At 73.3% G+C, this 11,947-nt stretch carries 15 protein-coding genes; 6 read left to right on the forward strand and 9 right to left on the reverse strand.

All coding sequences use genetic code 11. The annotated features are described in order from the left end of the window. The coding region (locus AB0J52_RS12285; protein WP_500181642.1) for a cytochrome d ubiquinol oxidase subunit II at positions 1–357 on the reverse strand (357 nt) is incomplete at its 3' end. A gap of 93 nt (positions 358–450) precedes the next feature. Between AB0J52_RS12285 and AB0J52_RS12290 the strand changes: the two genes are divergently transcribed. Together AB0J52_RS12290 and AB0J52_RS12295 are read left to right on the forward strand one after the other, a co-directional pair. Next, positions 451–831 (forward strand): BlaI/MecI/CopY family transcriptional regulator, encoded by a 381-nt coding sequence (locus AB0J52_RS12290; RefSeq protein WP_117356486.1) that lies wholly within the window; start codon positions 451–453, stop codon positions 829–831. Next, entirely contained in the window at positions 828–1,739 is a 912-nt protein-coding gene (locus AB0J52_RS12295; RefSeq protein ID WP_500181643.1) for a M56 family metallopeptidase, read from the forward strand. Before AB0J52_RS12290 ends, AB0J52_RS12295 begins: the two co-directional genes overlap by 4 nt. 102 nt (positions 1,740–1,841) lie before the next feature. Here AB0J52_RS12295 and AB0J52_RS12300 read toward each other — a convergent pair whose 3' ends face one another. Beyond that, entirely contained in the window at positions 1,842–2,792 is a 951-nt protein-coding gene (locus tag AB0J52_RS12300) for an aldo/keto reductase (RefSeq protein ID WP_500181644.1), read from the reverse strand. A 69-nt stretch (positions 2,793–2,861) separates the two neighbouring features. Here AB0J52_RS12300 and AB0J52_RS12305 point away from each other — a divergent pair, with 69 nt between their 5' ends. Further along, positions 2,862–3,995, forward strand: a complete 1,134-nt coding sequence (locus tag AB0J52_RS12305; protein ID WP_500181645.1) for a type III PLP-dependent enzyme — start codon at positions 2,862–2,864, stop codon at positions 3,993–3,995. On the opposite strand, the gene AB0J52_RS12310 is transcribed toward AB0J52_RS12305, so the two are convergent. From AB0J52_RS12310 to AB0J52_RS12320, 3 genes are all read right to left on the reverse strand, one after another. Beyond that, complete coding sequence (locus tag AB0J52_RS12310) at positions 3,971–4,438, reverse strand: PPOX class F420-dependent oxidoreductase (protein WP_500181646.1); 468 nt, start codon at positions 4,436–4,438, stop codon at positions 3,971–3,973. The genes AB0J52_RS12305 and AB0J52_RS12310 overlap by 25 nt on opposite strands. Positions 4,439–4,483: 45 nt before the next feature. Further along, entirely contained in the window at positions 4,484–5,917 is a 1,434-nt protein-coding gene (locus AB0J52_RS12315; RefSeq protein WP_500181647.1) for an MFS transporter, read from the reverse strand. A gap of 142 nt (positions 5,918–6,059) precedes the next feature. Beyond that, positions 6,060–6,716 carry a CatB-related O-acetyltransferase gene (locus AB0J52_RS12320; RefSeq protein WP_500181648.1) on the reverse strand — a complete coding sequence of 219 codons (657 nt, stop codon included), beginning with the start codon at positions 6,714–6,716 and terminating at the stop codon, positions 6,060–6,062. 43 nt (positions 6,717–6,759) lie between these two features. On the opposite strand from AB0J52_RS12320, the gene AB0J52_RS12325 reads away from it, so the two are divergent. Then, positions 6,760–7,416 (forward strand): TetR/AcrR family transcriptional regulator, encoded by a 657-nt coding sequence (locus AB0J52_RS12325; protein WP_500181649.1) that lies wholly within the window; start codon positions 6,760–6,762, stop codon positions 7,414–7,416. Here the strand turns inward: AB0J52_RS12325 and AB0J52_RS12330 are convergent. Then, the gene (locus AB0J52_RS12330; protein ID WP_500181650.1) at positions 7,413–7,901 is read right to left on the reverse strand and encodes a MarR family winged helix-turn-helix transcriptional regulator; all 489 of its coding nucleotides are present in this window, start codon (positions 7,899–7,901) and stop codon (positions 7,413–7,415) included. The two genes, AB0J52_RS12325 and AB0J52_RS12330, sit on opposite strands and share 4 nt — an antisense overlap. 259 nt (positions 7,902–8,160) lie before the next feature. Between AB0J52_RS12330 and trpS the strand changes: the two genes are divergently transcribed. Further along, entirely contained in the window at positions 8,161–9,186 is a 1,026-nt protein-coding gene (gene trpS / locus AB0J52_RS12335; protein WP_500181651.1) for a tryptophan--tRNA ligase, read from the forward strand. 33 nt (positions 9,187–9,219) lie between these two features. Here trpS and AB0J52_RS12340 read toward each other — a convergent pair whose 3' ends face one another. Further along, positions 9,220–9,846, reverse strand: a complete 627-nt coding sequence (locus AB0J52_RS12340) for a TetR/AcrR family transcriptional regulator (protein ID WP_500181652.1) — start codon at positions 9,844–9,846, stop codon at positions 9,220–9,222. Continuing rightward, entirely contained in the window at positions 9,846–10,715 is an 870-nt protein-coding gene (locus AB0J52_RS12345) for a class I SAM-dependent methyltransferase (RefSeq protein WP_500181653.1), read from the reverse strand. The genes AB0J52_RS12340 and AB0J52_RS12345 overlap by 1 nt, the downstream gene beginning before the upstream one ends. 161 nt (positions 10,716–10,876) lie before the next feature. On the opposite strand from AB0J52_RS12345, the gene AB0J52_RS12350 reads away from it, so the two are divergent. Then, the gene (locus AB0J52_RS12350; RefSeq protein WP_500181654.1) at positions 10,877–11,497 is read left to right on the forward strand and encodes a hypothetical protein; all 621 of its coding nucleotides are present in this window, start codon (positions 10,877–10,879) and stop codon (positions 11,495–11,497) included. Here AB0J52_RS12350 and AB0J52_RS12355 read toward each other — a convergent pair. After that, positions 11,463–11,947: hypothetical protein (locus tag AB0J52_RS12355; RefSeq protein ID WP_500181655.1), on the reverse strand; the 485-nt coding region annotated here is incomplete at its 5' end. The genes AB0J52_RS12350 and AB0J52_RS12355 overlap by 35 nt on opposite strands.

The following is an 11,947-nucleotide window of genomic DNA, read 5'->3' on the forward strand; positions in this document are numbered from 1 at the left end:
GAGGAGGCCGGTGTCGTGAAGGCGCCCTTCGTCGCCACCTACGACGGCGTGACGGCTCCAGGCCGCGCCGCGCGCGACGAGGCCGAGGGCGGCGAGCGACAGCGGGATCCAGTGCGCGGCCACGACGTCCTCGAAGATCGGCGGGAACGCCGACCAGGCCATCACCAGCACGAGGGCGAGCCAGGCGTGGTGGACGCCCCAGAGCGCTCCCATGGCGCGCTCGACGACCCGCCGGTCGCCGGGGCGGTCGCGGGACAGCAGGTGCCAGAGCCCGGCCCCGAAGTCGGCGCCGCCGAACAGCAGGTAGGCCGAGAGGGCGGCCAGGATCAGTCCGAAGGCGATGCCGGGGGTGCTCATACCGACCGAATGTAGTACTACGCGTCGTAGTACTTGGGTTGGTAGTACTACCCGGCGTGGTGATCTTTTTCACCGTCGCTTACAGTGGATGCCGTGAAGGGTCTGGGAGAGCTTGAACGCACCGTCATGGAGGTCTGCTGGGCGCGCGAGGAGGCGGGCGTGGCCCCCGCCACCGCCCGCGACGTGAGCCGCGCGCTGGCCGACCAGCGCGACCTGGCGCACACCACGGTCATGACCGTGCTGGACCGCCTGGCCAAGAAGGGATTCCTTGATCGTGAGCGGGACGGTCGCGCGTGGCGGTACCGTCCTGTTGCGAGCAGGGAGGGATACGTGACCGAGCTCATGCTGGGCGCGCTCAACGAGACCGGCGACCGCGACGCGGCGCTGGCGCACTTCGTCCGTTCGGTCACGCAGGACGAGATCGACATCATCCGCCAGGCCCTCGCCGACGTCACCCAGGAGCCACCCGCATGATCGGCACGGCCCTGCTCGCGGCGGTCGCGCTCGCGACCGTTCTCGGCGCGCACGGGCTGTCGAAGGCCCGGTGGACGTGGCACACCCCCCGCATCGCGATCGGCCTGTGGCAGGCGCTCGGGCTCGGCTGGGGCATCGCCACGATCGGCGCGCTGCTGAGCGTGGCCCTGCTCCCGTACCGGCGCGGCATCGTGCACGGGGTCCCGGGCATGGCCCGCGACAACGCCGGACGGCTCGACGCGGTGCACATGGCCGCGCTGCTGGCCGCCGTCGCCCTCACCTTCGTGCTGCTCACGATGCTCGCCACCGCGGTGTTCCGGGTGGTGCGGGCCCGCCGCCGGCACCGCGCGCTGCTCGCGCTGGTCGCGCGCGGCGACTCGGCCGCCCCCGACGCGCTGGTCCTCGACCATCCGGGAGCGGCCGCCTACTGCGTTCCGGGCGTCCGCTCGTCCAAGGTCGTGGTGAGCGCCGGGACGCTGGCGCTGCTCGACGACCGGGAGCTCGCCGCCGTCCTCGCGCACGAGCGCGCGCACGCGCGCGAGCGGCACGACCTGGTGCTGCTGCCGTTCTACTCGCTGCGCCAGGTGTTCCCGCAGATCGGCCTCGTCGGACGATGTCTGGACGCGGTCGAGCTGCTGATCGAGATGGCCGCCGACGACCGTGCCCGCCGTCACCGCCCCGCGAAGGAGCTGGCGACGGCGCTGCTGCGGTTCGCGGCCGCCCGCCCGGGGCCCGCCCCGTCCGGCACGCTCGGCGTCGCCGCGGCCGACGACATCCCGGTCCTCGCCCGGGTGAACCGGCTGCTCCGGCCCGAGCCGCAGCCCCGCCGCGTCCGGCTGGCCGCGACCGTCGCCATTCCGATGGCGATCGTCATCCCGGCCCTCCTCTGGGCGCTCCCGCCCTTCTAGCTCCGCCGCACCCCTTCACGAACCCGCAGACGCGCCGGTCCAGGACCCGATCCCCGGACCGGCGTTCGCCGTTCCCAAGGCCCGCCATCGAGGGCCTGGCGGCTACGTGTGGCCGATGACGCCGTGGGGCCTGTAGGGCTCCTCCAGCCGCCTGATCTCGTCCTCGGTGAGCTCCAGATCGACGGCGGCGACGGCGTCGTCCACGTGCTTGATCTTGGTGGCGCCGACGATCGGGGCGGTGACGGCCTCCCGGCTCATGAGCCACGCGAGCGCGACCTGCGCCGGGGCGACGTCCCGCTCGGCCGCGACCTCCCGGACGGCCCGGACCACCTCCAGGTCCGACTCGTCGTAGAACTGCTTCGCGACCGGGTCGCCGTCGAGCCGGGTCGTCTCGCCCTGCCGGGCCAGCACGCCGCGCGCCAGCGGGCTGTACGGCAGGACGCCGACGCCCTGGTCCTGGCAGAGCGGGATCATCTCCCGCTCCTCCTCGCGGTAGAGCAGGTTGTAGTGGTTCTGCATCGAGACGAAGCGGGTCGGCGCGCAGTGCTGCGCCTTGGCGAACTGCCAGGCGAACATGCTGGACGCGCCGAGGTAGCGGGCCTTGCCCGCCTGGACGATGTCGTGCAGCGCCTGCATCGTCTCCTCGATCGGCGTCTGGTCGTCCCAGCGGTGGATCTGGTAGAGGTCCACGTGGTCGGTGCCGAGGCGGCGGAGCGAGCCGTCGATGGACGCCATGAGGTGCTTGCGTCCGAGGCCGCCGTCGTTGGGCCCGGGGCCGGTCGGGTAGTAGACCTTGGTGGCGAGGACGTAGTCCTCGCGGCGGCCGAACAGCTTGGCCAGCAGGCTGCCGGTGACCTCCTCGGACCGACCGTTCGAGTACATGTCGGCGGTGTCGAAGAAGGTGACCCCGCTCTCCACCGCGCGCCGCACGATCGGCTCGGCCTGGTCCTCCTCCAGGATCCACGACCGGTTCGCCGGTTCGCCGTAGCTCATCATCCCCAGGCAGATCCGCGAGACCCGCAGTCCCGTCGATCCGAGCCTGATCTGTTCCATGCCATCCCCTTCAACGGGCATTTCGGGTGTAGCCCGGCGATCATCCTCCTGGCGGGCCAGAATGGCGACGTGTTTTCCGACCGGCTGCGGGCCTGGATGGGGGAGTCCCCCCGGCTGCCCGCGTTCGTGTACGACCTGGCCGCCCTCGACGCGCACGCCCGGCGCATCCGGGACGCGGTGCCGATCGAGATCCTCTACGCGGCGAAGGCCAATCCGGACGCGCCGGTCCTGCGGACGCTCGCCCCGCACGTGGACGGGTTCGAGGTGGCGTCCGGGGGTGAGTTGCGGCACGTCAGGGACGTCCTGCCGGAGGCGCGGCTCGCGTTCGGCGGCCCCGGCAAGACCGACTCCGAGCTCGGCCTTCCGGCCGAGCGGATCCATGTGGAGTCGCCGTACGAGCTGGCCCGGCTGGCCGCCGGACGCCGCCCGGCGGACGTGCTGCTGCGGGTGAACCTGGCGGGGGAGCGGGAGGGCGTGGCGCTCGCGATGTCCGGCCCGTTCGGGATGGACCCGGAGGTGATCGAGGAGTGCCACGCGGTCCTGGCGTCCGCGCCGTGGCTGCGGCTGCGGGGCGTCCACGCGCACCTCGCCTCCGGCCTGGACGTCCCGGACGTCCTCGCCCAGTCGCGGGAGATCCTGGACTGGGCGCGGCCGTGGGCGGAGAAGGCTGGGGTCGAGGGTCCCGAGTTCAACCTGGGCGGCGGCATGGCCGTCGACTACGCCTCACCGGACGAGACGTTCGACTGGGAGTCCTACGGACGCGAGATCGCGAAGCTCGCCCGTCCGGGGGAGACCCTGCGGATCGAGCCGGGACGGGCCGTCACCGCCTACTGCGGCTGGTACGTCACCGAGGTCCTGGACGTGAAGCGCGCCCACGGACGCTGGTACGCCGTCCTCCGCGGGGGCACCATGCACCTGCGCACCCCGGTGACCAAGCAGCACGACCAGCCGTTCACCGTCCTGCCGGCTCCGGCGGGGGTCTCGGCCGCCCGGCCGTCCGCGCACGACGCGGAGATCACGCTGGTCGGGCAGCTCTGCACTCCCAAGGACGTCTTCGCGCGCGACGTCCCCGTCGCCGGGATCGGCGTCGGGGACATCGTGGCCTTCGGCATGGCGGGCGCCTACGGCTGGAACATCTCGCACCGCGACTTCCTCATGCACGACCCGCCGGGGTTCTACTACCTGCCGAGCGAGGTGCCGTAGAGGCGGTCGACGCGGAGCCGGATGACGACGCGGCGGTCCTTGACCATCTGCTCCAGGAACGCGGCCTCGTCGGCGGGGTCCGGGAAGCCGCCCATCATGGCGAGCAGCTCGCGTGAGACCGCGTCCCCAGCCTCGGAAGCGACCTCGGACAGCTCCGCGTTCCCCTCCGCCACGGCGAACGACATGTGGTCGTCGCTGGACACGTGCAGCGCCGCCCGCGGGTCGTTCCGAAGCTGCCTGACCTTCACCCGGTCGGCGGTCGTCGAGACGCGGATGGTCCGCCCGGCCTCGTCCCAGGCGAAGACGACCGTGGACATGTGCGGGTGTCCGCTGCGCTTGACGGTGGCGAGGGTGCCGAACGTGCCGGCGGCGATCAGGTCGGACGCTTCGCGGTCCGAGAGTCCGACGGGGCCGGGTCCCTGTCCGGGGCCATAGGAGGTCATCGCGGGGTTCCTTCGCGTTCTCGGGTTCGGATTCGAGTTCGGGTGCTAGATGCCGGCGGCTTCGGCGGCCGGGGTGTCCGCGGGGACGGGCTCCGGCGCGGGGGCGGCGGGCATCCGCCGCAGGACGGTCAGCGAGAGCACGATCCCGATGCCCAGCAGCCCGGCTCCCGCCCAGAAGGCCACGTGGTAGCCGTGCGTGAGGGCCTCCCGCGACGGTCCGTCGGTGTTCGCGGCGGCGACGGCGGCCAGGGCGGCGACGCCGAGCGCCGCGCCGATCTGCTGCGTGGTGTTGAAGACGCCCGACACCACTCCGGCGTCCTCGGGCTTCGCGCCGGACATGCCGAGCCCGGTGAGCGAGGGCATCACGAGGCCGAAGCCGCCCGACAGCAGCATCAGCGGCAGCAGGTCCACGGCGAAGTGGCCGTCCACCGGGACGCGGGTGAGCAGCAGCCGCGCGGCCAGCAGCAGGACGAGCCCGGTGACCAGGACCGTCCGCGCGCCGAGCCGGTCGATCAGCCGCGCCGCGACGAAGAGCGACACGACGGCGATCGCGACGGCGGCCGGCAGCATCGCGAGTCCGGTCTCGGAGGCGTTGTAGCGCAGCACGTTCTGCATGTAGAGGGCCACCATGACCTGGAAGCTGAACAGCGCGGCCAGGACGACGAGCTGGATGAGGTTGGCGCCCCACACGTTCCGGTCGCGGAGCACGCGCAGCGGCATCAGCGGGACGGACGCGGTGGCCTGCCGGGCGACGAAGCCGGCGAGCAGCGCCAGCGCCCCGGCCGCGAGGCCGAGCGTGCGCGCCCCCCAGCCGTGCTGCTCGGTCTGGACGATCGTGTAGACGGCGAGCATGCTCCCGGCCGTCACCAGCAGCCCGCCGAGCACGTCCGCGCCCGCCGCGAACCCGATGCCCCGGTCGGACGGCAGGTAGCGCAGGGCCGCGACCGCCGTGGCCAGGCCGAGCGGCAGGTTGATCAGGAAGATCCAGTGCCAGTTCAGCGCGTCGGTGAGCACGCCGCCGAGCACCTGGCCGAGCGACGCCCCGACCGCGCCGGTGAACGCGAACGCCGAGAGCGCGCGGGTCCGCTCGGCGGGCGCGGTGAACAGCGTGGTGATCATGCCGAGCGCGACCGCCGAGGTGAGCGCGCCGCCGACGCCCTGGACGAACCGCGCCGTGATCAGCACCTCCGGGGTGGTGGCGGCCCCGCAGGCCAGCGAGGCGACCGTGAAGACCGTGATCCCGGCGACGAAGACGGCGCGCCGTCCGAGCAGGTCGCCGAGCCTGCCGGCCAGCAGCAGCAACCCGCCGAACGCGATCACATAGCCGTTGACGACCCAGGTGAGCCCGGCGTCGCCGAGCCCCAGCCCGCGCTGCATCGCGGGCAGCGCCACCGTGACGATCGACCCGTCCAGAATGATCATCAGGGGCCCGGCGCACAGCACGGCCAGCGCCAGGGCCCGCGATCGAACGCTTCCCACAGACTTCTCCTCCGCCGCAGTCGGCGGCCCGGCGCGACGCCGGGCCCGGCCGCGCCGGACGGCGCGACGGAAGAGACATTAACAGATAGTTCCGTTGCGGACTATATGTTTCCGATCTAGACGTTCCGGACCTGGACAAGTGTCAGGGGCGGGCCGGGGCGGCGGCCTCCAGGTCGGCGACGGAGCCCGACATGATCGTCCGGATGTGGGCGGTGATGTGCTCGACCGGCCAGTCCCACCAGGCCAGGTCCAGCAGGCGGGCGACGTCCTCGGGGGAGAAGCGGGTCCGGATGAGCCGGGCCGGGTTGCCGCCGACGACGCCGTAGTCCGGCACGTCGGACGTGACGACCGCCCCGGACGCCACGATCGCGCCGTGCCCGATGCGCACGCCCGGCATGACCGTCGCGCCGTTGCCGAGCCAGACGTCGTTGCCGACCACGGTGTCCCCGCGGTTCGGCAGGCCGGTGAGCAGGTCGAAGTGCTCCGCCCACGCGCCGCCCATGGTCGGGAACGGGAAGGTGGACGGGCCGTCCATCCGGTGGTTCGCGCCGTTCATGATGAACCGGACGCCGGTGGCCAGCGCGCAGAACCTGCCGATGACCAGCCTCTCCGGCCCGTAGTGGTACAGGACGTTGCGGGTCTCGAAGGCGGTCGCGTCGTCCGGGTCGTCGTAGTAGGAGTACTCGCCGACCTCGATCAGCGGGGACGTCACCAGCGGCCGGAGCAGGACCACCCGGGGCTGCCCGGGCATCGGGTGCAGGACGTCCGGGTCGGTGGGGAGGGGTGTCTGGGCGGTCATGGGCACTCCATTAATGCGACAAGTGATGCATTAAGATGCTGGCATGGCCACGAGCAGCGAGCAAACCGGCGACGAAGAGCACCCTCCCGAAGGCGTCGCGCCGCGCCGCCGGCCGGGCGGCCGGACGGGCAGAGTCCGCAAGCAGGTGCTCGACGCCGTCCAGGCCGAACTCGCCGAGCGCGGGTACGACGAGCTGACGATCGACGGCGTCGCGGCCCGCGCGGGCGTGCACCGCGCCACGGTCTACCGGCGCTGGCGCGACGTGGGCGGCCTGCTCGCCGACGTCTTCGCCGCCGCGAGCGACGACGACTGGCAGCCGGCCGACACCGGCACGCTCCAGGGTGACCTCGCGGCACTGAACCACGAGAGCCAGACGGCCCTGACCGCGCAGCCGCCGCTCGTCTCCGCGCTGATCGCCGCGTCCTTCCGCTCGGACGAGGCCGCGCGCGGCGTCCGGGCCCTGTGGGAGGACCGCTACGCCCGCTGCGAGGTGATCGTCGCGCGGGCCGTCGAGCGCGGCGAGATCCCGCCGGGGACGGACGCGCGCCGGCTCCTCGTGGCCGCCACCGCCCCGGTCTACCACCAGCTCGTGCTGCTCCGGACGCCGCCCGACCCGGACCTGCCCGACCGGGCGGCGAGGACGGCCGTCCTCGCCGCGTCCGCCGGCGCCTTCGCCACCGGCGGGGAGGACGCCGGTTAGAGCGCGCGCTCGCGGGTCCGGCGGGTGGCGGCGGACGCGACCGGCTCGGCGAGCAGGCCGGTGGCCAGCCGGTGCATCGCGCGCAGGAAGACCGCCCGCTCGTCCTCGGGCAGTGCGCCGAGGACCTCGCCGTGCACCGAGTCCACGATCTCCTGGCTCTTCGCGGCGACCTTCGCGCCCTCCTCGGTGACCGCGATCACGCGGGCGCGGCGGTCGCGGGAGGACGGGCGGCGCTCGGCCAGGCCCGCCCGCTCCAGGGCGTCCACGGTGACGACCATCGTGGTCTTGTCCATGTCGCCGATCTCGGCGAGCTGGTTCTGGGTGCGCTCCTCCTCCAGGGCGTGCACGAGGACGCAGTGCATGCGCGGCGTGAGGCCGATCTCCGCCAGCGCGGCCGACATGCGGGACTTCAGGACGAGTCCGTTGTGGTCGAACAGGTAGGAGACGTCTTCGGAGACATGGGAGGCGGGCGCGAGAGAGGTCATGCCGCCAGTGTAGTTCTGTTGCGGATTATCTGTTATGGGTCCGCATCTCCGGCCCGCGGGTGTCGCGCGGACCGGGCGGCGACCCGTCGGGCCGGGGTACAGTGAGGCCATGCATCTCAGCGTGTGTCTTGGCTGGTGGCCGTCCTCGGACGGCTGACCAGGCATACGCGCAGGCCGTCCGCACACCGGGCGGCCTTCTCCTTTTCCGGGCGGTCGCCCCTGAGACCCCGATCTCGGCACCGACCCGAAGGAGCAGGGCATGACCCTCACCGCCCCCGAACTCACCGACCTCGTCGCCCGGGACGCGGCGCGGCACCGCGTCCTCACCGGCGACCGCCCGACCGGGCCGCTCCACCTCGGCCACTACTTCGGCACGCTGCAGAACCGCGTCCGGCTGCAGCGCGCGGGCGTCGAGGTCTTCGTGATCATTCCCGACTACCAGGTGCTCACCGACCGGGATGTGGCCGAGCGACTGGAGGAGAACGTCCTCGGCCTGGTCGCCGACTACCTCGCCGTCGGGATCGACCCCGCCACCGCCACGGTCTTCGCGCACTCGGCCGTCCCGGCGCTGAACCAGCTCTTCCTGCCGTTCCTGTCGCTGGTCTCGGTGCCGGAGCTGAGCCGCAACCCGACCGTCAAGGACGAGATCCGGCACTCCCGGCAGGACGCGGTGAGCGGGCTGATGTTCACCTACCCCGTCCACCAGGCCGCCGACATCCTGTTCTGCAAGGCCGACCTGGTTCCGGTCGGCCGCGACCAGGTCCCGCACCTGGAGGTCACCCGGACCGTCGCGCGCCGCTTCAACGAGCGTTACGGCGACGTCTTCCCGGTGCCCGAGTGCCTGCTGTCGGACGCCCCGCTGCTGCTCGGCACCGACGGCCAGAAGATGAGCAAGTCGCGCGGCAACGCGATCGCGCTCTCCTCCACGGCCGACGAGGTCGCGCGCCTGGTCAAGCGAGCCAAGACCGACGCGGACCGGACCATCGCGTACGCGCCGGAGACGCGTCCGGAGGTCTCGAACCTGGTGTTGCTCGCCGCGCTCGCGCTGGGCCGGACGCCGCAGGAGGTGGCGGCGGAGATCGGCGACCGCGGCGCGGCCGAGCTCAAGCGCGTCGTCACCGAGTCGGTCAACGAGTTCCTGCGGCCGATCCGGGAGCGGCGCGCCGAGTTCGCCGCCGACCCCGCCCAGCTGCGGTCCGTCCTCGCGGCGGGCAACGCGCGCGCGAACGAGATCGCCGACGCCACGCTGGCCGAGGTCCGGAAGGCGATGGCGATGTCCTACTAGACGACCCGCCGGGCGTGCGCGCTCGCCGGGCGGTCAGGCGCCGGGGGCGGTCAGGGCCGGGAGGACGGCCTTGACCAGGTCGTCCAGCCAGGCGCGGGACGGCGCCTCCGGCGTCCCGGGGAGCCCGCGCAGCAGGTAGTTCAGCACGGTCTCGTGGCACACCCCGACCATCATCGCGGCGACGGCTCCGAGCGGGGCCGACGCCGCGACGCGGCCGAGGTCGCGCTCGGCGGCGAGCCAGGCGAGCAGCCGGTCGCGCCAGGTGTCGCCCGGGGCGTGCGTGGCGGCCAGGCGGGCGAGGAAGTCGGGCCGTCCGAGCAGGCCGGACAGCGCGGGCATCACGGCCCGGTGGAAGGCCAGGCCGTACTCGAAGTGGGCGCGCACGCCGTCCGCGAGGGCGTCCTCTCCGGCCACGGGCAGCGCCGGGAGGCCGCGCTCGATGGCGCGCACCCGCGCCCACCAGCCCTCCGTGAGCAGCTCGTCCTTGTCGGCGAAGTGGTTGTAGAGGACACCGTCGGCGACTCCGGCGGAGCGGGCGATCGCGCGGACCGTGAGGTCAGCCATGCCGCGCTCGGCGATCAGGCGTTCGGCCGTGGCCACCAGGTGGTCGCGCAGGCTGCGGTCGCCGTCCCGCACCGCCGCCGCTGTTCTCGGGGACATCACCGCCCATCGTAGTGCGCGGTCACCAGCCAGGCCGTGCCGCGCGTCCGCACCCCCTCGGGGCCCTCGAAGCGGGACATCTCGCGCCGGACGGCGTCCTTGGCCGCGGCCACCGCCTCGGGCCCGGCCTGCTTGAACGCGTGCACGATCGGGCCCCAGCCGCAGAAGAAGCCGGCCGCGTCCGCCGCGTCCCGTCCCCAGTACTGCGGGCCCTCGACCCGGCGGATGCCGATGCCGGTGTAGCCCGCCTTCGCCAGGACGCCCTCGGTGTGCTCCGGGTCGGCGAACGAGGTCGGGCCGGTGCCGTCCCGGCCGGTCGGGGGCTGCCCGGTGCCGAGCGCGCCCATGGTCGCGGCCAGGAGCGCGCCCATGTCCGTGCCGGCCAGGGAGGTCATGCAGGCGAACGCGAGCCGTCCGCCGGGCCGGAGGGCACCGCCGATGTTGGCGAACGCGGCGACCGGATCGGCGAAGAACATCACCCCGAACCGGCTCACCGCGATGTCGGCGGACGCGGGCTCGAACGGGAAGACCTGGGCGTCGCCCTGCTCGAAGCGGACGTTCGCCACGCCCTCGGCCTCGGCGCGTTCGCGCGCCCGCGCGAGCATCGGCGCGGACAGGTCCACCCCGAGCGCGCTCGCGGCGCGTCCGGCGGCGAGCCGGGTGAGCTGGCCGTTGCCGCAGCCGATGTCGAGCACGTCGTCGTCCGCCCGGACGTGTTCGAGCAGGTACTCGTTGAGGGCGCCGTTCAGCCGGTCGTAGCGGTCGTGGTTGGCCGCCCAGTGCGCGCCTTCGCCGCCGTTCCACGCCTCGGCCTGCGCGGTGTTCACGATCTGCCCGGTCATGTGCCCTCCCGATGAACGCGTGTTCATGAACGTATGTTCATTATGCTCCGGCCGTCAAGGGCGTGCCCCGCCGGACGGCCGGAATGCGACCTCCGGGGGAGGTGGATGGTGATCACGGGGGAGGTGGGGCGGTGGGGCCCGGGCGGAGGGTGAGGACGACGCAACCGCCGGACCATGGGAGAGGAACCGTGTCCCAGATCGCCCAGCCCCGCAGCCCCCGCCGCACCCGCCAGCCGGGGAGGTCCGGCCGAAGGGGCCGGATCGCCGCCGCGTACGCCCGCATCCACGGGCGTCCCGCCGAGGGGGTGTCGCGCCCGATCATGATCGCCGCGCACGCCGCGGCCTGGGTCGTCCTGCCCTCCTGCCTGTGGCGGCTGGCGTTCGGCCTGTTCGATCTGCCGATCGCCGAGCATCCGACCACGTCGGGCCCCATGAACGGCGGTGTGCCGGCCTGGTTCCCGCAGTGGGCCTACATGATCCTGCTGTCGGTGGTCAGCGAGGGGCTGGCGTTCCTGACCGTGGGCCTGGTCAGCACCTGGGGCGAGCGGGTGCCGCGCTGGGTGCCCCGGATCGGCGGACGCGAGATCCCCACGCTCGCGGCGGTCGTGCCGGCGGCGCTCGGGGCCGCCGCCGTGACGTGGATCTGCGCGTTCGGGGTCTTCTTCTCGCACCCCACGGACGAGTTCCGCCAGACCTTCGCCCACCAGTGGCAGCTGAACCTGCTCACCGCGAGCTACGCGCCGCTGGTGGCCTGGGGGCCGCTCCTGGCCGTCGTCACGGTCGCGTACTACCGCCGCCGGACGCGCTGACCCCGGCCACCGCTCCGGCCAGGCGGACCAGGGACGCGCGCAGGCGTTCCTCGCCCAGGTCCGGGAGCAGGGCGGAGACGTGCTCGGCGCTGAGGGCGGCGAGGAGGCCGTGCGCGGCGGCCTCTGGGTCCGGGTCGCCGTCCAGCAGGAGCGCCAGGTGCAGGTGCCAGAACCGGTACGCCCCGATCCGGTACCGGGCGCCCGGGGACGCCGTCTCCGACATCCGCACCAGGGGCAGGTGTTTCAGCAGGTAGTCGAGGTAGGCGAGGACGAACGCCTCGATCCGGTCCGCGGGCGCGGCCCCCGGCCCGAGCGGCGCCGGACCGCTCAGGACCGCCTCCTGCAGATCGCGCTCCCGGGCGTCCAGCAGCGCGACGGCCAGGCCCGCCTTGTCGCCACGGCGGCCGGGGTCGGCAAGGGGACGCTGTTCCGCCGCTTCGGCGACAAGGC

It is taken from the genome of Spirillospora sp. NPDC049652 (genome assembly GCF_040675125.1).
Taxonomy (GTDB): domain Bacteria; phylum Actinomycetota; class Actinomycetes; order Streptosporangiales; family Streptosporangiaceae; genus Spirillospora.